The sequence below is a fragment of the Hymenobacter sp. HD11105 genome, from assembly GCF_054051685.1.
The window spans coordinates 206,219-232,204 of sequence record NZ_JBSWBR010000003.1; the positions used below are offsets into that span (position 1 = coordinate 206,219).

Annotated in this window: 19 protein-coding genes; 13 read left to right on the forward strand and 6 right to left on the reverse strand. The window is 54.5% G+C overall.

Annotated features, from left to right (window positions below):
• Positions 1 to 53: 53 nt before the first annotated feature.
• Together ACW9KT_RS11595 and ACW9KT_RS11600 are read left to right on the forward strand one after the other, a co-directional pair.
• A complete protein-coding gene (locus tag ACW9KT_RS11595; RefSeq protein WP_457080502.1) occupies positions 54 to 656 on the forward strand; it encodes an SMI1/KNR4 family protein in 603 nt (200 codons plus the stop codon).
• Between the two features lie 10 nt (positions 657 to 666).
• Complete coding sequence (locus tag ACW9KT_RS11600; RefSeq protein WP_457080504.1) at positions 667 to 2,577, forward strand: LTA synthase family protein; 1,911 nt, start codon at positions 667 to 669, stop codon at positions 2,575 to 2,577.
• 202 nt (positions 2,578 to 2,779) lie between these two features.
• On the opposite strand, the gene ACW9KT_RS11605 is transcribed toward ACW9KT_RS11600, so the two are convergent.
• On the reverse strand, positions 2,780 to 3,244 hold the full coding sequence (locus ACW9KT_RS11605; RefSeq protein ID WP_457080506.1) for a type I restriction enzyme HsdR N-terminal domain-containing protein: 465 nt from the start codon (positions 3,242 to 3,244) through the stop codon (positions 2,780 to 2,782).
• A 191-nt stretch (positions 3,245 to 3,435) separates the two neighbouring features.
• On the opposite strand from ACW9KT_RS11605, the gene ACW9KT_RS11610 reads away from it, so the two are divergent.
• A complete protein-coding gene (locus tag ACW9KT_RS11610) occupies positions 3,436 to 4,209 on the forward strand; it encodes an AMP nucleosidase (protein WP_457080507.1) in 774 nt (257 codons plus the stop codon).
• Between the two features lie 226 nt (positions 4,210 to 4,435).
• Complete coding sequence (locus ACW9KT_RS11615) at positions 4,436 to 6,100, forward strand: amidohydrolase (RefSeq protein WP_457080509.1); 1,665 nt, start codon at positions 4,436 to 4,438, stop codon at positions 6,098 to 6,100.
• A gap of 108 nt (positions 6,101 to 6,208) precedes the next feature.
• Here ACW9KT_RS11615 and ACW9KT_RS11620 read toward each other — a convergent pair whose 3' ends face one another.
• The 5 genes from ACW9KT_RS11620 to ACW9KT_RS11640 all read right to left on the reverse strand — a co-directional run bounded on the left by ACW9KT_RS11620 (position 6,209) and on the right by ACW9KT_RS11640 (position 10,868).
• Complete coding sequence (locus ACW9KT_RS11620) at positions 6,209 to 6,727, reverse strand: DinB family protein (protein WP_457080511.1); 519 nt, start codon at positions 6,725 to 6,727, stop codon at positions 6,209 to 6,211.
• A 120-nt stretch (positions 6,728 to 6,847) separates the two neighbouring features.
• On the reverse strand, positions 6,848 to 8,239 hold the full coding sequence (locus ACW9KT_RS11625; protein WP_457080512.1) for an MFS transporter: 1,392 nt from the start codon (positions 8,237 to 8,239) through the stop codon (positions 6,848 to 6,850).
• A gap of 90 nt (positions 8,240 to 8,329) precedes the next feature.
• On the reverse strand, positions 8,330 to 8,986 hold the full coding sequence (locus ACW9KT_RS11630) for a nucleotidyltransferase family protein (protein ID WP_457080514.1): 657 nt from the start codon (positions 8,984 to 8,986) through the stop codon (positions 8,330 to 8,332).
• Positions 8,971 to 10,164 (reverse strand): XdhC family protein, encoded by a 1,194-nt coding sequence (locus tag ACW9KT_RS11635; protein ID WP_457080516.1) that lies wholly within the window; start codon positions 10,162 to 10,164, stop codon positions 8,971 to 8,973. Before ACW9KT_RS11635 ends, ACW9KT_RS11630 begins: the two co-directional genes overlap by 16 nt.
• Before the next feature lie 479 nt (positions 10,165 to 10,643).
• Complete coding sequence (locus tag ACW9KT_RS11640) at positions 10,644 to 10,868, reverse strand: Kazal-type serine protease inhibitor family protein (RefSeq protein WP_457080518.1); 225 nt, start codon at positions 10,866 to 10,868, stop codon at positions 10,644 to 10,646.
• A 154-nt stretch (positions 10,869 to 11,022) separates the two neighbouring features.
• Here ACW9KT_RS11640 and dinB point away from each other — a divergent pair, with 154 nt between their 5' ends.
• The 9 genes from dinB to araA all read left to right on the forward strand — a co-directional run bounded on the left by dinB (position 11,023) and on the right by araA (position 25,937).
• On the forward strand, positions 11,023 to 12,102 hold the full coding sequence (gene dinB, locus ACW9KT_RS11645) for a DNA polymerase IV (RefSeq protein WP_457080520.1): 1,080 nt from the start codon (positions 11,023 to 11,025) through the stop codon (positions 12,100 to 12,102).
• Positions 12,103 to 12,489: 387 nt separating this feature from the next.
• Positions 12,490 to 15,666: a SusC/RagA family TonB-linked outer membrane protein gene (locus tag ACW9KT_RS11650; protein WP_457080522.1), complete on the forward strand. Its 3,177-nt coding sequence runs from the start codon at positions 12,490 to 12,492 to the stop codon at positions 15,664 to 15,666.
• 62 nt (positions 15,667 to 15,728) lie between these two features.
• The gene (locus ACW9KT_RS11655; protein WP_457080524.1) at positions 15,729 to 17,267 is read left to right on the forward strand and encodes a RagB/SusD family nutrient uptake outer membrane protein; all 1,539 of its coding nucleotides are present in this window, start codon (positions 15,729 to 15,731) and stop codon (positions 17,265 to 17,267) included.
• Between the two features lie 87 nt (positions 17,268 to 17,354).
• Positions 17,355 to 18,458, forward strand: a complete 1,104-nt coding sequence (locus ACW9KT_RS11660) for a glycoside hydrolase family 43 protein (protein WP_457080526.1) — start codon at positions 17,355 to 17,357, stop codon at positions 18,456 to 18,458.
• 27 nt (positions 18,459 to 18,485) lie between these two features.
• On the forward strand, positions 18,486 to 20,207 hold the full coding sequence (locus ACW9KT_RS11665) for a family 43 glycosylhydrolase (protein ID WP_457080528.1): 1,722 nt from the start codon (positions 18,486 to 18,488) through the stop codon (positions 20,205 to 20,207).
• A 273-nt stretch (positions 20,208 to 20,480) separates the two neighbouring features.
• On the forward strand, positions 20,481 to 21,683 hold the full coding sequence (locus ACW9KT_RS11670; RefSeq protein WP_457080530.1) for an aldose epimerase family protein: 1,203 nt from the start codon (positions 20,481 to 20,483) through the stop codon (positions 21,681 to 21,683).
• 105 nt (positions 21,684 to 21,788) lie between these two features.
• Positions 21,789 to 23,540, forward strand: a complete 1,752-nt coding sequence (locus tag ACW9KT_RS11675) for a ribulokinase (RefSeq protein WP_457080532.1) — start codon at positions 21,789 to 21,791, stop codon at positions 23,538 to 23,540.
• Positions 23,537 to 24,238: an L-ribulose-5-phosphate 4-epimerase gene (locus ACW9KT_RS11680; RefSeq protein ID WP_457080534.1), complete on the forward strand. Its 702-nt coding sequence runs from the start codon at positions 23,537 to 23,539 to the stop codon at positions 24,236 to 24,238. Before ACW9KT_RS11675 ends, ACW9KT_RS11680 begins: the two co-directional genes overlap by 4 nt.
• A 208-nt stretch (positions 24,239 to 24,446) precedes the next feature.
• A complete protein-coding gene (gene araA / locus ACW9KT_RS11685; RefSeq protein ID WP_457080536.1) occupies positions 24,447 to 25,937 on the forward strand; it encodes an L-arabinose isomerase in 1,491 nt (496 codons plus the stop codon).
• The last annotated feature ends 49 nt before the right edge of the window (positions 25,938 to 25,986 follow it).

Genomic DNA, 25,986 nt, shown 5'->3' on the forward strand with positions numbered 1-25,986 from the left:
GCGTGGCGTAGCAAAACTCAACAAATTGCTACCGTGCGCTCTTATTCTTCGACATGAAAGGAATTATTTATACCGGTGAGTCTATCACCGACCATAAGTTACTAGCCATGCTGCCCAAAGAACTGCAGGCGTTTCTGCGGCAGCACAATGGAGTGGTAGCGTACTTCGGCGGTTTGCACGTTCGGGGCTGCTGCTCCGAGCCAGTGTGGCATTCCCTGCGAGAAGCGTGGCAAGGCGAACAGGCTCTACAGAAAACCTACGATACGGTCCTGAAGAATGACATCCCCTTTGCCCAGGACTGCGTGGGTAACCAGTTTTTGCTGCGCCAAGGCGAGGTTGTCTTTCTCGACACCGAAACCGGCGAAATAGCACCATTGGAGGTTGACTTCAAGCACTTTTTGATTGGTGCTGACAAGTTTCCGGTGGATGCGTTGGGGCTAGAACCATTACGGCGCTGGCAGCAACAGGGTGGCGCGTTAGCACCCGGTCAGCTGCTGCATGTGTACCCGCCAGTTTGCATTGCCGCCAACACCGACAAAGCCACCGTGGCTCCAGTTGCGGTGCCGAAGCGCCTAGCGTTTCTCGCTGATTTATACCGGCAAATCAAGCACTTGCCTGATGGCCAAGCCCTGACCATAAAGCCGCTTCAGGAATAGATTTCGAAGAATGCCGTCTCCTCTGTTGCGCTTACTGCTCCGTCGTTTTGCTCTATTGCTTGGTATCCATGTGCTGCTGCGGGCAGGCTTTTATTGGGCTAATCAAGAAGTATTTCACGAGGCATCGAGCATTGAGATAGCCTGGGCTTTCTGGCACGGCTTCCGGTTTGATATAGCGGCCCTGTTGCTGCTCAACATTCCGTTTCTGCTGCTGTCTTTGGTGCCACGGTTTACTAAAGGCTGGCAGGGGTTTGTGCGGGGCGTGTACCTCACGCTCAACGCCACCGGCATGGCCCTCAACATTATTGATAGCCAGTATTTCAAATTTATCGGCCGCCGCACGACCGATGAGTTATTTACCATTACCGGCGATATTGAGCGGCAGGCTGGACAACTAGCATTTCATTACTGGTTTCTGGTGCCGCCTTTTCTGCTTTTGTTCGGGTTGCTGTGGTATTTCTACCCCATGCCAACGGCAAGTAATTTGCCCCCCAGTCCGGTAAAAGCGTCATTGCAACGGCGCTTGGTGCGGCCATTGCTGGAAGTAGCTTTCGTGGCGGCTCTTACTGTTATCGGTATTCGGGGCGGCTTGCAGCTTAAGCCATTGCGTACAGGCCATGCTTTCGTGCAGATGCCACCTGTGCTGGGGCATCTGGCGCTGAACAGCACCTTTACTTTTCTGCGCAGTCTGGGTTATCAGGCGGTGGAGCGGCGCACGTATTTTGAGTCGGAGGCGCAACTGCGACAAGCTTTGGTGCCGCGTATGCCCGCGGCCAACCCCAGCGCCCCGCGTGACAACGTAGTTATTATCTTGCTGGAAAGCTTCGCTTCGGAGTACACGGGCATTGAGAATGGCGGCCGCGGCTACACGCCTTTCTTTGATTCCTTGGCTACTAGGGGACTTTTTTTCCGCGACCATTACGCTAATGGGCGCCGCTCCATTGAGGCGCTGCCGGCCGTGCTGGCTGGTATGCCGGCTTTGATGGAAAGCCCATTTATCACGTCTAATTTTCAAACCAACGAATTGCACGGCCTCGGTGAGTTACTGGGGCGGCAGGGCTACGCTACGTCCGTGTTTCATGGGGCGGAGAATGGAACGATGGGCTTTAATACCTTCGCCGGCATGGTGGGTGTGCAGCAGTATTTCGGGCTCAATGAATATCCCGGCGGCGCCAAAAGCCCGGACTTTGATGGGCACTGGGGCATTTTTGACGAGCCTTATTTACAGTATTTTGCCAGGCAATTAAGTCAGCAAAAACAGCCCTTCTTCTCTACCGTTTTCACGCTCACATCCCATGAGCCATTTCCGGTGCCAGAGCAGCATAAGCAGCGTTTCACACCGGGCAAACTGCCCATTCACGCCTCCATCGGCTATACCGATTTTGCGCTCCAGCAGTTTTTCAAAGCCGCGTCTCAGCAGCCTTGGTACCAGAATACGCTGTTTATCCTGCTGGCTGACCACACTTCCCAAACACTTGCGCCCGAGTACCAGAATACGCTAGGCAGCTACAAAACGCCCCTGCTGCTCTTCCATCCGGGTCGAAAATTGCCCCCCACCAATGCGGACCGCATTACCCAGCAAGCAGATATTCCCGCCACCGTGCTCGACTATCTGGGCGTGGCTCCTAAGGGCAAGCTGCTGCCTTTCGGCTACTCCGTGTTCGATACACTGGCTAACGGCCGCGCCCTTTTCCTTACGGGCGGCTCCTACTATCTCGTCCACAAGGATTACGTCACGGAGCTAACGGCCAACGACCAAGTGCGCCTCTACCCGTACCGCCGCCACGACTTACCTCCTACACCAGTCCAGAACCCGGCAAAGGCCCAGCAGTACGGCCAGGAGCTACGCGCTAGCGTGCAGTTTCTGACCAATGGGTTGTTGGATAACTCGCTTTACAAGCAATCCGATTCTGTCAAATAAGGTTACTACTATGCCAAGTAGAATGTCTAGCCGCGGCGCAGCAGCTCGTATGCTAACGTGTAAGTAGTAATGTCATAAAAAGGCGGTCATGCAGAGTACAGCGAAGCATCTCGCGTGCTGATGTCAGGTTACTAATCTTACTACCGCGAGCGAGATGCTTTGCTGTGCTCTGCATGACCGCCTTTTTTGTATTTGATTAGACTCAACCTATTAAAGCCAATGCCTGCTCGTAAGCCGGAATTTCAGCTAAGCGTTGATTACTCTTTTGCTTGAAATCGACGAGCCAGCAGTAGTGTTGCAACCCATTAGTTAGCAATAACAACGGTGCTCCAATTGTCTGATTATAGGTAGTAACCTGATGCGCTACGGCAGCCGTGATAGGCACGGTAGCTGCCTTACACTCAACCAGTAGAAGCGGGGCGCCGCTGGGGTCGAAGGCGCAGATATCCGTACGTTTCTGGCGCTGGTTGTAGGCGTGGCCGCGCTCCAGGTTGAGTAAGCCGCGCGGATAGCTCAACTCGTTGATCAGGTAGTGTACTACATGCTGGCGTACCCACTCCTCGGGCGTTAGCACTATATTTTTGCGGCGCAATATGTCCCAAATCAGATAGTTTGCACCCGATTTTGTAACTTTGTATTCGAAAGGCGGCAGGTCGAGGGCTTGCATCACCTCCAAAGGTACGGCCCGGAATCACTGCTTCCGCTTTTCATCCGCTGTACCGTCGTTCGAAAGTGCGACGGTTTTTTTGTATCAATTTGTGACTTAGTGATTTAGCAAAATGATGAGTACCATGGTTTCATTTGTCACCTCAGCACCTTACTAAATCACCATCTCATTAAATCATTTAATCCCACCCTATGAAGAACAAATCCGCCATAGTGGAGAACTGGCTACCGCGCTACACCGGTGTGCCGCTCAAGGAGTTTGGGCAGTATATTCTGCTGACCAACTTTATCAATTACGTGAATATGTTTGCCGAACAGTTCGACGTGGAAGTGCGCGGGATGGACAAGCCCATGCAGTCGGCCACGGCCAACGGTATCACGATTATCAACTTCGGCATGGGTTCGCCGATGGCTGCTACGGTCATGGACCTGCTGTCGGCCATCAAGCCAAAAGCTGCTCTATTCTTGGGCAAATGCGGCGGCTTGAAAAGCAAAACCAAGCTCGGCGACTTGATTCTGCCCATCGCCGCCATCCGCGGTGAAGGTACTTCCGATGACTATTTGCCTCCGGAAATCCCTGCGCTTCCCTCCTTCCGTTTGCAGCGGGCCGTGTCGTCTATGATTAAGAAGCACGAAAAGGACTACTGGACTGGCACCGTGTACACTACCAACCGCCGCGTGTGGGAACACGACGACGCGTTCAAGGAGTACCTGCGTCAGATTCGGGCCATGGCCGTGGATATGGAAACAGCGACCATTTTCGTGGTCGGGTTTATCAACGAAATTCCTCACGGCGCTCTGCTGCTGGTAAGCGACAACCCAATGACGCCCGAAGGCGTGAAAACCGCCGAAAGTGACTCGAAAGTGACTCAAGGCTACGTGCATACGCACTTACAGATTGGCATCGACTCGCTGATTGAATTGAAGAACTCCGGGGAATCGGTGAAGCACATGCGCTTTGAGTAGAAGCTGAAAGGCTGTCATTTTAAACGGCTGGCCTTTCAATAAGAACGTCATGCCGAGCAAAGCGAAGCATCGCGCGCAGTTGTCAGATTGGTAAATCCAACGACTGCGCGCGATGCTTCGCATTGCTCGGCATGACGTTCTTTTTTACAGCTACTTATTTCTTTATAATCCACAAGGGTCAATCAGAAGTAGCGCTACATTTTGCGGCGCGGCTTAACTTGCTCGCATGAATCGACTTTTCAGCTCTCTTTTTCTTCTAATGCCGCTGCTGGCTGGCTTTAGCAGTTGCAAAAATGCCCCCCAGCAGCAAGCCGCCGACCTAGTAGTGTACAATGCCACCGTGTACACCGTCGATTCGGCGTTTTCCAAGGCACAGGCGTTTGCTGTGCAGGATGGTAAGTTTCTGGCCGTCGGGACGGCGGATGAGATACGGCAGAAGTATAAGGGCAAGCAAGAAGTAGACGCTGGGGGGCAATTTATCTACCCTGGCTTCTACGATGCGCACTGTCACTTCTACCGCTACGCCCTGGGCCTGCGCGATGCCGACTTGGTAGGTACCAACTCGTGGGCCGATGTGGTAAGCACGTTGCAACAGCAACGGCAACAGTATCCGCAGGCGGCTTGGCTTACCGGGCGCGGCTGGGACCAAAACGACTGGCCCGTAAAGCAGTTTCCGACGAAAGACACTCTTGATAAGCTCTTTCCTAATGTTCCCGTAATCATTGTGCGGGTAGATGGGCACGCAGCTTTGGTTAACCAAAAGGCGCTGGACCTGGCCGGGGTTACGGCTAGCACGCCCATTAGCGGCGGCGTAATTGGCCGTGACGCATTGGGGCAGCTTACTGGTTTGCTGGTAGATAATGCCGTTGATCTGGTTGCAGCAAAGATTCCCGAGCTCTCCGCCACCGAAGCCAACGCTGCGCTGCTGCAAGCTCAGCAACTGTGCGTAGCAGTGGGCCTCACTAGCCTCGCCGACGCGGGCCTGGACAAGGCCAACATTGATCAGCTAGCAGCCTTACAGAAACAGGGCAAGCTCAAGCTGCGCCTCTATGCGATGCTCAACCCAACAGCTGCCAACCGAGCGTTTTACTTCAAAAATGGCCCCGTAGAGACCGACCGCCTCACGGTGCGCTCCTTCAAAGTGTACGCCGACGGTGCCCTGGGCTCACGCGGCGCTTGCTTGGTAGAGCCCTACCACGACCGGCCCAAGGAAACTGGTTTCCTGCTTTCCACTGAAAAAGAGTACCGGGCGCTGGCCAAAGAAATTGCGGCTAGTAAGTTCCAGATGAATACCCACGCCATCGGCGACTCGGCCAACCGCATCATCCTGAATATTTACGGAGAAGCGCTGAAGGGTCAGAAAGATCGGCGCTGGCGCATCGAGCACGCCCAGGTTGTCACGCCCGCCGACATGGGCAAGTTTGGACAGTTCGGCATTGTGCCCTCGGTGCAGCCCACCCACGCCACCTCCGATATGTATTGGGCTGGCGAGCGGCTGGGTCCGGAGCGCCTCAAAACTGCCTACGCCTTTGAGGAATTGCGCAAGCAATACGGGCAAGTGGCGCTGGGCAGCGACTTTCCCGTGGAGGACATCAATCCTCTGTTTGGTTTCCACTCAGCCGTGGCTCGCCAAGATGCCAAAAACTTCCCTGAAGGCGGTTTCCAGATGCAGAACGCCCTCTCCCGCCCCGACGCTCTGCGTGGCATGACTACTTGGGCCGCTCACGCTGCCTTCGAGGAAAAGCAAAAAGGCAGCATCCAGCCCGGTATGGCCGCCGATTTTGTGGTGCTCAACAAAGATCTGCTCACTGCCCCGGCTCCCGAGCTGCGCGGCGCTCAGGTGCAGCAAACCTGGATAGCCGGCGAGCAGGTGTTCTCGGCCCAGAAATAACCAGAACAGCACAGTCAGCGGCTTGAATCGCCGCGCACCGCCTGAATTATATTGGCGCAAAAAAGCCCCCCAGAACTACTTCTGGGGGGCTTTTTTATGGATTACAACTTATGCCCAGCCTTGCTCGTCGGCGCTGGGGCCGTACATCGCGGGCACTGGAATATCGAGCAGGCGCAGGTACACGCTGAGCTGGCCGCGGTGATGAATGCTGTGGTTCAGGCCCATGATGCGCAGCGCGGCACCTTTGGGACGCTCCATAAATACCTGCTCGCCGGCGTGCAGCTTGAAAGGATGCGTGAGCTTTTCGTCATCCGATTCACTTAGGGCTTTGCGCAGGGTGGCCGCGTACTCATCGAAGCGGGCGAGCAGTTCCTCCTTGGAAGTAGGCGTTGGACCCGGCTTGGGAGCATTTTTATTGAGGAAATCGCGCGAGTCGTGCTCTACGAAAAGGGTTTTGAACGCTAGCAGGTTCACGACGTGCGATGCCAGCTGCACCAGCTTCATACTCTTCGGGTGCGGTTGGTAATCAGCCTTGTCGAACGGTACGCGCTCAAGAATTTTGCGGGTAGTGAGCAGTTCATGATCTAGCTCAGCGAGGATATTTTGCTGGAGAGAAGAAGTGTGCATTGGGCGGATTAAAGACAAAAAATAAAAGTTGAATACAACAGACAGAGACGCTTGCTCGCGTGTGCCGTTGAACTGGAGGTCAGCGCTGCTAGCGTTAAGAACCGATACACCTAGGTATCTTTAAAGCGCGGCTGGTTTTAGCTCGGTTGGCTCAGCAGCGGCATCGGGGCGCAGGTTCTGGCCGCGCATTCTAAACAGGAAAATCAAGCCCAGCACAAAGAACACGATAAGGGCCAGAATGCTGTTGCGCATGTTGCCCGTAATTTGGGAGATAATACCAAAAACGGCAGTTCCAATCACAATACTGAGCTTCTCGGTTACGTCGAAGAAGCTAAAGTAGGAAGCCGTATCGGGTGTGTTCTCGGGAATGATTTTGGAGTATGTGGAGCGCGACAGCGACTGAATACCGCCCATAGTCAAGCCAATGACGGAGGCCAGCGCATAAAAGCTCCAGCCGGCCTGCACGAAGTAGCCCGCTACGCAGATGAGCGCCCAGATAACCACCGACCAGCTCAAGGCGCGCGTATTGCCAATTGCTTCCGACAATCGGGCAAACAAATAGGCCCCCAGAATAGCTACTACCTGCAACAGCAAGATGGTAATAATCAGCGCTTGCGACTCTAGCTTGAGCACTTTATCGCCGAAAACTGTGGCTACGTACATTACCGTTTGGACGCCCATGTTGTAGGTGAAATAAGCCAGCAGAAAGCGCTTAAGCATAGGCAGTTGCTTGATTTGCTGCCATACATTACTTAGTTCGTGAAAGCCATTGAGCAGAAAGTTGCCTTGGGCGGCGGGCATATGGTCGGGGCGGCCGGTATCGGCGGGCAGGCGGGAGAGGGCGAACTGTCCGAAAATGGCCCACCACAGGCCCGTAAACAGGAAAGAGATACGCGGCGGCAATGCTTTGTTGGCGGGGTCGATGCCGACGAGGTCGGGCTTGAGCACAATGACTAGGCTTAACACCAAGAGAATGACGCTGCCAACGTAACCGAGCGAGAATCCTTTGGCGGAGAGTCGGTCGTACTGGTCCTCGGTGGCAATAAGGGGCAGATACGAGTTGTAAAACACAATACTGCCCGCCCAGCCAATAGTGGCCGACATCAACAGTAGCACCGACAGCCCGAAGGTTTCCTTAGTGAAGAAGAACAAGCCCGCGCACGAGGCTGCCCCCAGGAAGCAGAAGAAACGTAGAAACAGCTTCTTACGGCCTGAGAAGTCGGCAATGGCAGTGAGAATGGGGCTGAGCGCCGCAATAATCAGAAACGACGCCGAAATGGCGTAAGTGTAGAGCGAGGAGCCGGGCAGATTGAAGCCCAGGAAGTTGATCATATCCTCCCCCCGCTCATTGACGGCCACCGAGCCATAATAGATGGGAAAGATGGTACTGGTAATCACCAGCGGATACACCGAGTTGGCCCAGTCGTACATGGCCCAGCCGGTGGTTACGCGGGGATTATTCTTCTCAACTGGGGCCGAAGCAGCCATGGCAGCGGCGGTAGCATTGCGCATACAAACACGAAGGGAAAGTGTAGGGAGCAAGATAATGGGTTTTCGGGCAGTCCAGGTTAAGGAGCTGTGAAGCAAAACGCGCAAGCGTAATTATTCAGCCTCTCTTTGCTCCGTATTCTCGGATTCTGCCAGCAAAGCCGCGTATTGGGCGGTCGTATCGACATCAAAAATGCCCCCCGGGAAGGATACACTGCCCACCGCCTTACCATGAGAATTAATAAGCTTACGGGCGCCCTCCGCGCCGCTCAGTTGAAGCAGTTCGGAAAAGGTAGAGGAAGCAAAGACGGCCGGCACGCCCAGCGTATCGCCATAAGCTGCTGCCACAATGGGCGCTTGAGTGAGGCGCTGCTGCTTTAGTAGTTGACTCAATAAAGCCGGCGTTACTAAAGGCTGGTCGCAGAGCATGATAAGGGCGCTGGGTGGCGGCTGGGGGACATTTTCCAGAGCTGCCGCGAGGCCCGCCCGAATAGAAGAGCCCATGCCGGTAGCCCAATGGGGATTGTGCACGACTACCAAGGACAAATCTTTTACTTCCTGCGCTAAGGCCTCGTGCAAGGCGCCCGTTACCAATACTACGGGGTGGCAGCCAGTGGCCAAAGCTGTTTCGGCCGCGCGGCGCAATAGGGTTTGGCCTTGGTAGTAAAGCAATTGCTTGGGCTGCCCCATGCGTGAGGAGGCACCAGCCGCAAGGAGCACCAGCGCCCCGACGGCGGGTGGTTCGGTCGCAGTGCTTAGCTCAGGGCACATGATGCAGCCACCGTCGGATTTGCCCCCTGACCCTGGGCGGTATGTAATACGGGCGTTTGAGCATGAATAGGCGCATTCACATCGCGCAGAAAGCCAGCCGGCCGACTCCGTAATACTGCCTGCATTTCGGCCACGATAGAAAGCGCGATTTCCTCGGCCGTCTCGGCCCCAATATTCAAGCCCACCGGACTGTACAAGCGCGGCAGAAGCTGGGTGTTGGGCTGCCAGCCTTCCGCTTTCAGCTCTGCCAGCAATCGATCAGCCTTTTTGCGCGGCCCTAGCAAGCCAATATAGGGCGTAGCTGTAGGCAGCAGGTAGCGCAGCACGGCCAGATCATAGTGATAATTATGCGTCATGAGCAAGGCAAACTGCTGGTTGGGGGCCAAATCCATCAGTTGATTAAAGCTCAAGACGCGCACTTCTTCAGCATCGGGGAAGCGCGTGGAAGTTGCCTGCCCTGGCCGGCCATCTACCACGCGCACCCGCCAGCCTAGGCTAGCGGCCAGGCGCACCAGCGGCTGCACGTCGTTGCCGCCCCCAAACACCGTCACGTGTACGGGTGGCGGTATTACTTCCAAGAAAACGCGCAAGGTACCGGCCTGCGTGTCGTAATCGGCGGTGGCCGAATGACCGCTTTGCAAGGTTTGCTGAGCGTGCTCGTGCAATTGAGCTGCCACGGCAGCTTCTACCGTTAGGATGCCTTGGCTACTGCCATCGCGCAGCATAAGCAGCCGCTCCCCTACCTGCACGTCATTGCCGGTGGTCAGGGTGAAGGCTGTTACTAATACTACCAATTGCTCTTGCTGGATACATAGGCGCAACAGCTCCACCGGATTGGTTGGGTCTAAGAAATCCAGGGGCTCGAGCAAGATTTGAATGACGCCTTGGCAACCCAAACTCGAGCCGTGTTCCACATCTTCATCCTCGTCCATAGAGTCGTAGGTGACGAGGGCGGGTTGATGACGCATGATAGATTGGCGGGCCCGACGCCGAGCGTCACCTTCCAGGCAGCCGCCGCTAATGGCGCCTGTTAGCTGCCCATCTTCCGTGACCAGCATTCGAGCACCCGGCCGCCGGTAAGCGGACCCCGTGACGTGGACAACGGTGGCCAGCGCGCAAGCCTTACCCACTGCCCGGTGAGCATCATAGGCATCCAGCAATTGGCGAATTTCGCCCATAATCAATAATTATTCTTTCTACTTCTGGGTCTGTGTCCCTGTTACAAATACGTCCCGCTCGACACTCAGCGGCCTGCGTCACCTTCCCATTGGGCCGTAGGACTTCATTGTACGCAAACACCAGCAAATAGAGGTTATCTTATTACCAAATGCTACGCTGCTCCCCTGCTTTGCTGCTCCCTAAGCCGGCTTTGCTGCGCTAAAAACGGCAGAAACCAGCCTGAGGTTTGGGACGACTAGAGATATGCCTGGGCATAGAAATAAATTAATCAATGATTAGGTAATCTATTGTCTGCTGCCCTCAGAATGCCAGGAGTTGCAATAGTCACGAAAATGAGGCTTTTGGCGGCGTTTTGCTTCTACTCTATAGTTATTGGGGGGCTTTTTGAGTTTCTTATTTGATGTGTCCCGCAAGTGACCAGCTACAACAAAGCCCCACCGATTGATGAGGCTTTGTTGTGGCTGGATCAAGACTTACGCTAGCCTCCGGAACACGGCCCCGGAGTAGTAGAAGTGACACCGGCTCTGCCTGCTTCGCAGGAGTTGCCGTAGGTCTTGCCGTCGCACCCGCATACGGGGTCAAAGTTTGCAGGGCAAGGTCCGGAGCTGATTTTGCTTTTGTCGATGCAACTCGGCGCTGGGTCAGAATCGGAGTTGCAAGCCATCAAAAAGACCAGCAGAGTGTAAGAGAGGATCTTTTTCATGATTCTTACCTTTAAATGAGGTGACATTCCTTAGAGCCTTCAAGCACTATAAAAGTTGCATGAGCTGCTGGGAAAATCCGTCGCAAGTTTGCTCTGTATTTGCGGGCACCGTGAGAGGAGGCTGTATCTTCGTAGTAGCTAGAGAAACGAAGCAGTGGAGCCCCAGCCTGAACATCGCAAAATCATTCACCTCGACATGGATGCCTTTTATGCATCTGTGGAGCAGCGCGATAATCCTGCGTTGCGCGGCCGCCCAGTGGCGGTGGGTGGCTCGCGACAACGGGGCGTAGTGGCCGCAGCTAGCTATGAGGCGCGGCAATTTGGGGTGCGTTCGGCCATGGCCTCGTCGGTAGCGTTGCGTAAATGCCCGGAGCTGGTATTCGTGAAGCCCCGGTTTGAGGTGTACAAAGCTGTATCGCGGCAGATTCGGGTCATCTTCGCCGAGTACACGCCCCTCATTGAGCCGGTTTCGCTCGATGAGGCTTATCTGGATGTAACCCAAAACTTGAAGCAGTTGGCCTCTGCCACCCAGGTAGCCGAACAAATCCGGGCCGATATCCTGGCCCAAACCCAGCTCACGGCTTCTGCGGGCATCTCCTACAATAAGTTTTTAGCTAAGCTGGCTTCCGACTACCGCAAGCCAAACGGGCAGTTTGTTATCCGGCCCCACCAGGGCTTAGCTTTGGTGGGGGAGCTGGCCGTAGGTCAATTTCACGGCATTGGGCCCGTGACAGCAGCCCGTATGAATCAGCTAGGCATCTTTACCGGCCTTGATTTGCGTCAGCAATCCGAGGCTTTTCTGCGTCAGAACTTTGGCAAAGCGGGCAGCTACTACTACGCCATTGCCCGAGCCGAAGACCACCGCCCCGTGGTAGCCGACCGAATCCGCAAGTCCGTAGGCTCTGAAACCACCTTCGAGCAGGATCTTACCACGTATGAAGAACTCGTAATCGGCTTAGCACCTTGTCTGGAGTCGGTGTGGGCGTACTGCCAACGCACTGAAACACGAGGACGCACTATTACAGTGAAAGTGAAGTTTGCCGACTTTCAGCAAATCACGCGCAGCCGCACCATTCTGAGCCCCGTGGAAGATCCCAGAACCCTGGAGTCCATCTGCTTAGAACTACTGACTGGCTTGCTACCCCTTACCCAGGGTATCCGTTTGTTAGGGGTTTCCTTATCGAATCTGGAGACGGAGGAAGTTGCTGGCCGACAATTAACCCTAATTTTTTAAACCCTCAGCTAGTACTCTTAGCTGAACCTATAGGAGGCTTATTTCACTGAAATGACGCTTTTCAGGGGTGTTTAGACTATAAACGACCTATCTAAACCGATTGAGATCGGCAATATTTACTGCATAAGTTTGCGTTGACTGCATAATTTTATTTGCAAATTGTTGGAGTTTATAGTACTCTTAACAATAATTTCATCTAGCCTCATCTCTCCTTAATCACTTATGGCAGCACTCATTCAGATGTCGCGAGTTGGTAAGGTTCAGTTTAGTTGCTGATGCTTGTTTGTCCCCTAGCCTTTTTTTTTAATCACTTTACACAATCGTTTGTGAATCATTCCCTACACAATCGATTGTGCCTCTTTCCTCATCCCCACCAATCACTGTTTCATGAAAAAGCCTGTACCCAAAATGAGTCGGTTAGCTATTCCGGCTTTGCTTTGCTGCTTGCCCTTCCAGCCGTATACAGCGGCGGCAGCATCTTACGCTAACTTTTTGGCTAGTAGCCCACTAGCTGTTCAAACCCCAGACATCACTATTACTGGTCGGGTGACTGACGAAAACGGCGAGGGACTGCCTGGTGTAAACGTGGTTGTAAAAGGCACTACAAACGGCGCCCAAACGGGTGTTGACGGTAGCTTTACCCTTACGGCCCCCGACAATGGGACGCTTGTCGTTTCTTATGTAGGCTACACGTCGCAAGAAGTAGCTATAGGAGGCCGTACTACTATCAATGTTGGGTTGAAGCCCGACGCGAAAGCATTGAGTGAGGTAGTGGTAGTAGGCTACCTGACCGAAGACCGCCAAAACGTGAGTAGCTCCGTGAGCAGTCTGGATGTAAGGGAAGCTAATAAAGCACCTGTAGCCACCGCTACGCAAGCGCTTCAAGGTCGCCTGCCAGGTGTGCAGGTAACGGGCACGGGCGGACCGGGCGCCGCACCTGTTGTGAACATCCGCGGTATCGGTACACTTGGTAACGCCGGTAGCGGCCCACTGTACGTAATCGACGGATTATGGACGGACAATATTAGGGATCTGAACCCAAACGATATTGAGACGCTGACGGTGCTGAAAGACGCCTCGTCAACGGCAGTATATGGCTCGCGGGGTGCCAACGGCGTGGTTCAGATTACCACCAAAAAAGGAAAGGCTGGCGCACCGTCTATTAGCTTTAATGGCTACACGGGCGTCGAGAACGTGTACAAGCGGTACAACCTAACGAATGCCAGCGAGTGGGCCGACCGCGCTGTTATTGCCTATCAGAATGCTGGTATAGATCCGTTGAACAACGGGCAAAACAGCTTAGCCGGTGCTGTGAAAGGACCAGGTGGAGCATTCAACCCAGATATTGATACTGATTGGCAAAAAGAATTCTTCCAGACCGGCCGGGTCGAAGATTATAACCTGTCTTTTTCGGGCGGCTCGGCAAGTGAAAAGAACGCTACCAACTTCCTCATCTCGGGTGAATATTTCCATCAGCAAGGCATCGTAAAAGGCCCTGACTTCCAGCGCTATAGCCTACGCCTCAATTCGGGCTTCACTCGGGGGCGCTTACGTTTACAGGAGAATCTCCAGCTCACCCACCTCGATGTGACACTGCTGAACGGCAACCCATTCATTGACGTGGTGACCATGCTGCCGAGCATTCCAGTATTTGACCCGGCCAATGAAGGCGGGTACGGCACAGGTTCTCCTATTCTCAATACGTTTGCCACCAACCCAATTGGCGCCCAAGAGTTATTGCAGCGCACGCAATCGGACAACCGCTTGGCCGGTAACATTAGCGCTGAGTACTCCTTCTTTGATTTCCTGACGTACCGCCTGAACGTAGCGGCGGATGGGCACACGTACAGCAATGCCGATGCTCAAAAATCGGGCATTCTGCGTCAGAACACCCGCATTAACACCTCGTCGCTGAACGAGTTCTTGGGCTACGATCTGTTCCTGCTGGGTGAGAACACCTTGAACTTCAACAAGCGCCTAGGTGATCACACCGTGAACGCGTTGGTTGGGGTTTCGGAGCAGAGCTTCCGGGCGCACAACGTACAGGCGGGCGGACAAGGATACACTCAGGCTGGGGGGCAATATTTCTTTGAGCTGAGCGCCGCCCCCAGAGTTGGCGTTGTGCAGGGTTCATCCTATAAGTACACGAAACGCTCCTTCTTTGCCCAGGCTACCTACGACTTCAAAAACCGTTACTTGTTGTCTGTCAGCGGCCGCCGCGATGGCTCTTCCCGTTTTACCGAAGCCAACCGCTGGGGTAACTTTGGTGCCGCCTCGGTGGGCTGGCGCCTAAGTGAAGAAGAATTCTTCAAGACTGCCGTGCCGCAAATAAGCAACCTGAAGCTGCGCGCCAGCTATGGTGCCAATGGCAACGACGCCGTATCCGGCGCTTTTGGTGGCAGCTACCTTACGCAGGCTATCGTAGGTCAAAATGTTAACTATGTAATTGGTACCGGCCAAACTATTGTCAATGGTCAGACGCAGTTAGCCCTGCCTAGCCCTGACATTCGCTGGGAGGAGCGGTACACGTCAAACATTGGTTTAGACCTGGGGGCATTTGACGACCGTATCACGCTCTCAACCGATTATTATATCTCCAAAACCCGCAACGCACTAGCGCCGGTGCAGGTACTGACCTACCTGGGTCACTTCGGCGCTACGCTCTTTCAAAATGCGGGCGATATTGAGAACCGTGGCTTTGAATTGGCTTTAGGCTACCACGAGAATAAAAGAGCCTTTACCTACGGTGCTGACTTCACCCTGACCACCATTAAAAACGAGGTAACAGCACTGCCCGTCGTAGGCCAGGTATTAGAAGGCACTGAACTCCTCACCCGTTCGCAGGTAGGTCGTTCGCTTGGCGAGTTTTTTCTGATTCCATTCGATGGCATCTTCCAGTCGGCAGATGAAGTGGCCAACTACAGAAATGCCGCTGGCACCATTATCCAGCCTTATGCTTCGCCCGGTGACGTACGCTACAGAGACACCAATGGTGACGGAGTAATTAACAACGGCGACGCGGTTTATTCAGGTAAGTCGCTTCCTAACTTGCTCATGGGCCTGAACTTAAATGCTGGCTTCAAAGGCTTTGATCTGTCGTTGTTCTTCAACTCGGTAAGTGGTAACAAGATTTATAACCAAGCCCGCAGAGACTTGGAAAGCTACGCTGGTCCAAATAACTACAACGCCGACGTAGAACCCTGGTCTCCCGAAAACCCATCGACTACTACAGCACGCTTGCTGCAAGGCGGCGGCAGTGGCAACCTAGGTTTGGCTGCTGCTTCAAACTCCCTGTTCAACACGACGCGCTGGCTGGAAGATGGATCATACATCCGGTTGCGCAACATTCAGTTGGGCTACACCTTACCTACTTCACTAACGAGCAGAGTACCGAGCCTGGGTAGCGTGCGCGTGTACGTGACTGGCCGCAATGTATTCACCATCACCGACTATACAGGCTTTGATCCGGAGATTTCCGGTACGGGCTTCTACAGCCGCGGCGTCGACATCAGCTCCTACCCCAACGTGCGCACCTTCACCGGGGGAGTACAGGTCAACTTCTAAATCATGATGGGATAGTGAATGCGTGTACCCACTGCCCCACCCAAATCATTTTCTTTACTTAGATGAAAAGCAATAAACTACTTACTCTTCTGCTCGCGGGTGGTCTCTTGATGACCACAGCCTGCGAGAAGGACTTGCTGGATCAGAGCAATCCGAATGCTCCCACAAAGGATAACTTCTGGCAAAACGAGAGTGATGCTGTAAAAGGAGTATATGCCGCTTACTCAGGTCTCCAGCAGTTTGCTGTGTACTACCGCAGCTGGCATTTCATGGCGCACCGCTCCGACGAATCGTTCAGTGCCAGCCCCTTTGTGGAGTTAGCCAACTTCACGCGCTTCATTCAGCCCGATGTGGACTTCTTTATCTCGTCCTTTGCTTGGAACGACTACTATCGCACGATTTATCGTACGAATCAGGTAATTGGCCGGGTGCCGGGCATTACGATGAACGAGACGCTGAAGAAGCAATTGGTTGCCGAAGCCAGGTTTGTACGAGCCCTATCGTACTTCGATATGGCGTATTTCTTCGGTAATGTGCCTCTGATTCTGGAAGAGCCCAATGATGTAAATTATCGGGCACCTCAGGTTACGCAGGCCGAAACAGAGGCGCAGATGATTACCGACTTGCAATCTGCTATTCCAGACCTACCTCTTTCGTACCCCGACTCTGAGAGGGGCCGTGCTACCAGAGGTGCGGCGCAGGCACTGCTCGCTAAAGTGTATATGCAGCAGCGTAAGTGGGCTGAGGCTTCGGCTTTATTCACTCAGATCGCGGCCTCAAACCAATACGATCTGGTACCCAACTACCTTGACAACTTCACCGCGACGAACGAGAACAACCGCGAGTCAGTGTTTGAGGTGCAGTTTACGAGTGCCGTGCTAGAAGTAGGCCAAGGTCAGGATAACGGCTCGGCTTCAGAAAGCCACGACCGTCCTAACTTCTTCGGCCCTCCCGGCCCCACGTTTGCCGACGTACAGCCTCGCCGCTGGCTGCTCGACGCCTACACCGACTCAACGGTATCGTTTGCCCCAGGTAGCACAACCAAGCGCATGATTGATCCTCGGCGCGACATTAGCATCATCCACGCGGGCAATCCAGACCTTTTCTATGGCCGGACCTTCCAACAATGGAACTGGAATCCCAACCAGCAGTACTGGCGCAAGTACCTAAACGACCGCACAAGAACTACTCCTGAAGACTTTTCATCTGGTATCAACCACCGCGTTATTCGCTACGCTGATGTACTCCTGATGCATGCGGAAGCACTGGCCCAGCTCAACCAAGTAGGCGCGGCACTGCCCTTGGTTAACAGAGTGCGCGCCCGTGTAGACCTGAGGCCGCTAACAGGCAACTTCACACGTGAGTCGATGCTACAGGCCATCTACATGGAACGGGCAAAGGAACTGGCCGGCGAAGGCACCCGCTGGTTCGATATTCTTCGCTGGGGCCTGATGGACAACCAGGCTGGTATTAATGAGTTGATAACGCGCGATGTTGACTTCCGCAACTTCGATTTAACGAATGGTAAATCGAAGTTGCTGCCAATACCACGGCGTGACTTGGGCATTGACCCCAACCTCAAGCAGAATCCTGGCTACTAAGTGATTGATTAATCATACAATAAACAGCCGCTCCGGCCCCCGCTGGAGCGGCTGTTTTTATTTAATGCATGTAATAGGATAACTGCTATGCCGATTTTTACCCCCCAGCCTGTACTACAAGTCATGCTTTCGGTATACCGCTGGGTGGCACTACTAGGCTTGGTAGGCGCTGTTGCCTGCGGCAAGGAAAAAGCCGCACCGCAACCGCCCACTTCAAATTTGCCCCCCACAGCCGATAACACCACTTTTACCAACCCGCTATTGCCCTCAGGCGCCGATCCATGGGTGGCGCAGAAGGATGGTTTTTACTATTATCTGAATACTACCTACAGTGACCTGCGCATCTGGAAAACAGCGAAGATGTCGGACCTATCGGTAGCGAACAGCACCGTTATTTGGCGGCCAGATGCTGGCGGCGCGGCCAGTGGTCACTTGTGGGCCCCAGAGCTTTACTTCTTTGATGGGAAGTGGTATATATATTACTCGGCGGGTCCGGCGGGTAGCAACCTGAGCTTGCAGCGCACGTGGGTACTAGAGAATAGCGCTACCGATCCGACCACCGGTACCTGGGTTAATAAAGGCCGAATCTTTAACGCATCTGCTGACTTCTGGGCTATCGACGGCACTGTACTGGAGCAGAACAACAAGCGCTATTTTATCTGGTCGGGGCACGATGGTTCGAATGGAATTCAGCGGATTTATATCTCTGAAATGAGCAACCCCTGGACGCTGACGGGGCCCCGCGTAGAGCTGTCGAGCCCGGAGTATGCGTGGGAGAATGTGGGTCCGCCTTACGTGAATGAAGGGCCCGAAATTCTTAAGCACAACAACAAGACATTTTTGGTGTATTCGGCAAGCTTTTGCGGCACCGACTCCTACGCGCTAGGCATGCTAACGGCCGCCGCTACCGCCGACCCCATGCTGCCGGCATCCTGGAGTAAGTCCAGCAAACCAGTCTTCACCCAAAGCCCCACCAGCCGCGCTTTTGCCACGGGCCACAATGGCTTTTTCAAGTCGAAGGACGGGCAGGAAGACTGGCTGATATACCACGCTAACTCTAACCCTGGCGAAGGCTGCGTGGAGAAGCGAAACCCTCGCATGCAGAAGTTTACTTGGAACGCCGATGGCACGCCCAACTTCGGAACTCCAGTGCCTATCAACACCCCCATCACGAAGCCGAGTGGTGAGTAAGCCGTTTCCTTTTTAATCCCGCCCATTATGCGTTTATCTCTACAATTTGCCCCCCAGCCTCGCTTAGCAGTCAATCAGCTATTCATTTCTCGGCAATGGCTTTGTTGTGTGCTATTAATACTGTCCGGATTGTTCAGTCCGAAGTCCTATGCGTTGCAGGGATTTACCGGCGTGCATGATCCATCTACCATTATCAAAGACGGCAACCGGTACTGGATATTTGCTACTGGGCAAGGCATTTACAGCATGTCCTCGACGGACTTAATTACATGGACACCTGGCCCCCGGGCCGTGTTTGTGAACAATGCCTATCCAAGTTGGATCAACTCCAAAGTACCGGGTTTCCAAGGTCATTTCTGGGCTCCGGAGATCTTTTTCATGAACGGCAAATTTCACCTTTATTACTCCTGTTCTACGTTTGGCTCAAAGGTTTCCGCAATTGGTTTGGCCACCAACGTCACGCTGGACCCCACCAGCCCTAATTACCGCTGGACCGATCAGGGAGAGGTGATTTCTACCAACGCTAATAGCAGTGTGAATGCCATCGACCCGGCGGTTTTTCGCGATGCTAATAATAACGTGTGGCTTAGCTATGGCTCCTTTTTTGGGGGGCTGCGCACGACGCAGCTAAATCCAGCTACGGGCAAGTTGCTAGGCACGCCCGAGTTTAGCATTGCCAACGGCGACGTGGAAGCACCTCACATTATGCGCCATGGCAACTTCTATTACCTGTTCATCAACCGCGGTGCCTGCTGCCAGGGGGCTAATAGCACCTACTTTGCGCTGGTGGGTCGTTCGGCCTCGCCCTCGGGTCCTTTTCTTGATAAGAATGGAGTAGACTTAAATAATAGTGGTGGTACAACCGTGCTTAATAACTCAGGTCGCTACATTGGGCCGGGGCACATTAGCGTGTTTGAGGAGGGCGGCGTGAGCTACGTTTCGCACCACTATTATGACCGCGACGATAACGGCATCCCTAAGCTAAGCCTCGCCAACCTAACCTGGGACGCCGCCGACTGGCCCGTCATCAGTCGCGACTGGGTGACGCCAGGCCGCTACGAGATTATCAACCAAAATAGCGGCCTCGTGTGGGATGCATGGGGCTGCACTGGCGTGTCGGGCCAAATGATTGCCCAAGGCACCCGCTCAGGCTTGGCTTGCCAGCAATGGAACTTCACGGCCCTAGGCAATGGTGAGTACAAGATTACGAATGCGCTGGGCGGCCTCGCGGCCGATGTATCCGGCTGCTCTCCCGATGCCGGCGCCAAGCTTCAACTATTTGCGGACAATGGCTTAGCCTGCCAGCGCTTCCGGCTAGATAGAGCTAACGACGGCACCTACGTTTTTGCCGCCGTGAATGGCAATCGAGTAGTGGAGGTGCCCGTGGCCTCCACGGTGGCCGGCACGCAGTTGGGGCTGTGGGATTACAACGGCTGCACTTGTCAGCGCTGGACGCTGGCTGCGGTGGGTTCTCCTACCCCAACTACTGCTTCCCATCTACTGACGGGGGTGAGCCTCTACCCTATCCCGGCCGTGCGCGGCAGCTTTACGGTGGAACTAGGAACTCAGAATGCTGCGGGAGCCGGAACGGTGCAGGTATTTAACTTGCAAGGCCGGCTGGTATACCAGCAAGAATTTGCCCCCCAGCAGCGCAAACTAGCACTGCATACTGCGCTGCCCGCGGGCGTTTATCTAGTGCAGGTGCGGCAAGGCAGCAAAGTCTTGACCCAGAAAGTAACTATGGAGTAAAGTAGCGCTGAAGCATATTATAGAAAAGACACAAACGATTGTGTAATTCAGTAACTCTTTCTACTTTACATACCAAATCAGGCCATTCTCCTACTTTCTAGGAAGCTTTTTCAGACCCAATAACGAAGCTAAGAGTCTTGTCTCTAACAAATTATAAATGAAAGCAGAACGAAAAGCACTATTTCATTAGCCCTTTCTGGCTTCCCTTCCCTACATGATACTCCCTGCTTTCACCTTATCTTTTCGGTTTTCACAACCAGCCCATTCTTCGTTATGACAACTTTTCCCCGTGCCTTGGCCCTGAGCGGCAACCTGGCCAGTTTGCTCCTGCTATTTGCCTGTAACCAGCAGCCGACTGGCGAGGCCACCCGCAATGAGGTTGCCACCGATTCCACCCAAACAGCCGCCGCTATGACTCCAGCTTCTACTTCTTTCGGTAAGACTACCGATGGCACTGAGGTGCTGCTTTACACGCTCACCAACTCCCACGGCCTGCAAGCCAAAATCACGAACTACGGCGGTACCGTTACCAGCCTCATAGTGCCTGATAAGAGCGGTAAGCTCGGCGACATTGTGCTGGGTTTCGACAACGTGAGTGGCTACCAAAGCCCTGAGTATGTGAAATCAGGCCCCTATTTCGGCGCTTTAATCGGACGCTACGGCAACCGCATCAAGGGGGGCAAATTTACCCTCGATGGCAAGGAGTATAAGCTCGCCACCAACAACGGCCCAAACCACCTGCACGGGGGCGTAAAAGGCTTCGATAAAGTAGTGTGGCAGGCGCAGCCCGGCTCCTCGGCCGACGGCCAAAACCTGACGCTGACTTACACCAGCAAAGACGGTGAAGAAGGCTACCCCGGCAACCTGCAGGTGCAGGTAGTGTACACGCTCACCAACGACGACGCGCTCCGCATCGACTACACTGCCACCACCGACAAGGCGACGCCCGTCAACCTGACCAACCACAGCTACTTCAACCTCAACCACGGCACCACCAAGGACGTGCTGAACCATCAGGTAACGCTGAATGCGGACCGCTACACCGTGGTGGACGCTGGTCTGATTCCGACCGGTGAGCTGCGTCCTGTAAAAGGCACCCCGTTTGATTTCACCACGCCTCATACTATTGGCGAGCGGATAGGGCAAGTGGAAGGTGGCTACGACCATAACTGGGTACTCAAAACTTCCGGAAATGCAGGTGGCTTACACGAAGCCGCTACAGTGTACGAGCCGACGTCGGGCCGCACCATGACCATCAGCACCGACCAGCCCGGCGTGCAGTTTTACACCGGCAACTTCCTCGATGGGACGCTCACGGGCAAGGGCGGTACGCAATACGTGAAAAACGGCGGCTTCTGCCTGGAAACTCAGCATTTCCCCGATTCGCCCAACCAGCCTAAGTTCCCGACAACTATCCTGAAGCCGGGCGAAACCATGCGCTCCACGACGGTGCACCAGTTTGGAGTGCGCAAGTAATCTTGAATTATCAAGGAAGATTAAGGGGGGAAGAACTAGGGGACAATACCCAATTTCTTCCTCTCCAATTCTTCACTCCTCATTCTTCATTCCTCATTTACCATTATGTCTATATCCGTTGAACCAGGGACTGAGGCCTACGTTATCGGAGTCGATTATGGCACCGATTCTGTGCGCGCCTTGCTGGTAAATGCCCGCACTGGCGCCGAAGTGGCGCAGGCTGTGCATTATTATGCCCGCTGGAAAAAGCTGCTCTACTGTAAGCCGGCCCGCAACCAGTTCCGCCAGCACCCGCTGGATTATATTGAAGGTCTGGAGGCTACCATTCGGCAGGTAGCCCAGAAAGTGCCCGCCGAGCAGATCGTGGGCATTGCCGTGGACACCACGGGCTCTACGCCCTGCGCAGTGGATGAGAACGGCACCGCCCTGGCTATGACGCCTGGCTTCGAGGAAAACCCGAATGCCATGTTTGTGCTCTGGAAAGACCACACTGCCCTGGCCGAAGCCGCTGAAATTAACCACAAAGCCCGCACCTGGGGTGGCGAGGACTACACCAAGTACGAAGGCGGCATTTATTCTTCGGAGTGGTTTTGGGCCAAGATCATGCATGTGGTGCGTGAAGACGAGGCCGTAGCCAAAGCCGCTTACTCCTGGATGGAGCACTGCGACTGGGTGACACTCCTGCTCACGGGGGGCAATTTGTCGGACTTTAAACGCAGCCGCTGCGCCGCGGGCCATAAAGCCCTGTGGCACGAGAGCTGGGGTGGGCTGCCGCTCGAACAGTTTATCATTCACCTAGAGCCGAAGCTGACCCTGCTGCGTGGGCACTTGTATCAGGATACGTTCACGGCCGATCAGGCAGCGGGCAACCTCTCGGCTGAGTGGGCCGAACGCCTGGGTTTGACTACGAATACGGTAGTAGCGGTGGGCTCATTTGATGCTCACGCAGGCGCCGTGGCCGGCGAAATTGAGGCCTATTCCATGGTGAAAGTCATGGGCACTTCAACCTGCGACATTGTGGTAGCTCCAACCGCCGAGGTCGGCGACAAGCTGGTGCAAGGTATTTGCGGACAGGTAGATGGCTCCGTAATTCCGGGTATGCTGGGCTTGGAAGCCGGTCAATCGGCCTTTGGCGATTTGCTGGCTTGGTTCCGGCAGATTATTGAGTGGCCCATGCAAACCCTGCTGAGCTCTTCTACAGTTCTGACAACCGAGCAGCAGGAAGCTCTGCGTCAGGAAATGAGCGACAAGCTACTCGTTGAGCTGACGAAAGCCGCCGCCGAAGTTGACCCCACCGAATCAGCAGTGCTGGCTCTGGATTGGGTAAACGGCCGCCGCACGCCCGATGCTAATCAGGCTCTGAAAGGCGCCATTATGGGTCTGACCATGGGCTCCAGTGCGCCGCAGATACTCCGGGCGCTGGTAGAAGCTATTTGCTACGGCTCCAAGCAAATCGTGGAGCGCTTCGAGCAGGAAGGCATTCCGATTAAGCAGGTAATTGGCATTGGAGGCGTGGCCAAAAAGTCGCAGTTCGTGATGCAAACGCTAGCCGACGTGCTCGACCGCCCCATTAAGATTGCTACCTCCGAGCAGGCTCCAGCCCTGGGCTCGGCCATGTATGCGGCCGTAGCTGCCGGCGTGCATCCCGATGTACTGACTGCTCAGCGAGTAATGGGCAGTGGCTTTGCCGAAACCTACGAGCCCAATCCGGAGCGCGTGGCTGATTATCAGCGCCGCTATGCCGAGTACAAAACCTTCGGTCAATTTGTGGAGTCCGTGACGCTGGGGGGCAAAGATGACGCTCCCGAGCCCACCGAATCCAGAGACGCTGAACATATTATCACTGCCAACGCATGAGCCAATACCAGGATCTAAAACAGGCCTGCTATGAGGCCAATATGCAGCTGCCTAAGCTCGGGCTGGTGCTTTTCACCTTCGGCAACGCTAGTGTCGTGGATCGGGAGCAGGGCGTATTTGCCATCAAGCCCAGCGGCGTGCCCTACGACACGCTACGCCCCGAAGACATCGTGATTATGAGTCTGACGGGTAAAGTAGTAGAAGGCACTAAGCGCCCCTCGTCGGATACTAAGACACATGCTGTGCTTTTCAACCACTGGGACCACATCGGCGGCATTGTGCACACACACTCTACTTATGCTACTTCTTGGGCGCAGGCCCAACTCGATATTCCTATTCTGGGCACCACCCACGCCGACCACCTCACAGCCGACATTCCCTGCGCGCCACCTATGGACGACGCTATGATTGCCGGCGACTACGAACACCAAACCGGCTGGCAGATTCTCAACGAGTTTCAGCGCCGCGGCCTCTCTCCTACCGAAGTGGAAATGGTGCTGCTCAGCAACCACGCGCCCTTCACTTGGGGCAAAACCGTGGAAAAAGCTGTCTACAACAGCGCTGTGCTGGAAGAGGTAGCCCGCATGGCTTACCTCAGCTGCACCCTGCGCCCCGATGTGCCGCGCCTGAAAGACGCCTTGATTCAGAAACACTACGACCGCAAACACGGCGTGAATTCATACTACGGACAGTCTTAAGCACCCAACAAAAATTAGAACGTCATGCTGAGCCTGTCGAAGCATCTCGCGTGCGGTCGTTGCCAGGGTAATTCAACTCAAACAGGCGGTCAGGCTTCAATTGGCGTCCACCTATCTAATTGATAATTAGCACCACAACATCACCACGCAAAATGCTTCGGCTCCGCCTCTGCTTGACAAGAAACTTCTGCCATTTCTCTCCCTTATTATGATTGACATTTCCCACTACGAAGCTTGGTTTATCACTGGCAGCCAACACCTGTATGGCCCCGAAACCCTGGAGCAAGTCGCGCAGCATTCTCAGCAGATTGCGGCGGCTCTGGATACAGAGCTGCCCATCAAGATTGTCTTCAAACCTGTTCTGACGGGTCCAGATGAGATTTATCAGCTCATGCAGGAAGCCAACACCACCAAAAACTGTGTGGGGCTGATTGCTTGGATGCACACTTTCTCGCCGGCCAAAATGTGGATCAACGGCCTGAAGATTCTGCAAAAGCCGATGGCCCATCTGCACACGCAGTTCAACCGCGACATTCCGTGGGGCGATATCGATATGGACTTCATGAACACCAACCAATCGGCGCACGGCGACCGGGAGTTTGGCTTCATTGGCACCCGTATGCGGCTGAATCGCAAAGTAGTGGTTGGCCATTGGGAAGATGCGGCCGTGCACCAAAGCCTGAACGTGTGGGCCCGCGTAGCCTGCGCCTGGGCCGACTGGCAGGGGGCAAAATTCATTCGCTTCGGCGACAACATGCGCTACGTAGCCGTAACCGAGGGCGACAAAGTAGAAGCTGAAATCAAGTTTGGCTACTCCGTGAACGGCTACGGTATCGGCGATCTGGTAGCCGTTATCAACGCCGTGAGCGACGAGCAGGTCAACGAGCTTATTGCTACGTACGAGCAGGAATACGAGCTAGCCGATACGCTCCGCGACGGTGGCAGTCAGCGCGAGTCATTACGTGAGGCGGCTCGCATTGAGGCCGGCATGCGCAAGTTTTTGCAGGACACCGGCGCCAAAGGCTTCACCGATACCTTCGAAGATTTGCACGGCATGGCGCAGCTGCCTGGCATTGCTACCCAGCGCCTCATGGCCGAGGGCTACGGCTTCGGCGGTGAGGGCGACTGGAAAACCGCTGCGTTGGTGCGAGCCATGAAAGTGATGGGTGCCGGCCTGCCGGGGGGCAATTCTTTTATGGAAGATTACACTTACCACTTCGCCCCCAACAACAACCAAGTGCTCGGCTCCCACATGCTTGAAATTTGCCCTACCATTTCCACTGGCAAAGTGCGCTGCGAAGTACACCCGCTCGGCATCGGCGGCAAAGCCGATCCGGTGCGCCTGGTGTTCAACTGTCCCGCTGGCCCGGCCCTGAACGCGACCATAGTGGACCTTGGCAATCGTTTCCGCATGATCGTGAATGAGGTAGAAGCTGTGGAGCCCGAGCAGGACCTGCCCAAGCTGCCCGTAGCCCGCGTGCTTTGGAAGGTAAAACCCAACCTGACGGTAGGCGCAGCGGCTTGGATTCTGGCTGGTGGGGCTCATCACACGGGTTACAGCCAGAACCTTACAACTGAATATTTAGAGGACTTTGCCGAGATGGCCGGTATCGAATACGTTTTGATAGATGACGATACCAAGTTGCGCACATTTAAAAATGAGCTGCGCTACAATGAAGTAGCTTATGGCGGTAGATAATTTCACTACTTTCCCAAATCTTTTACATCCGTCAGCCACAAGCCCACTT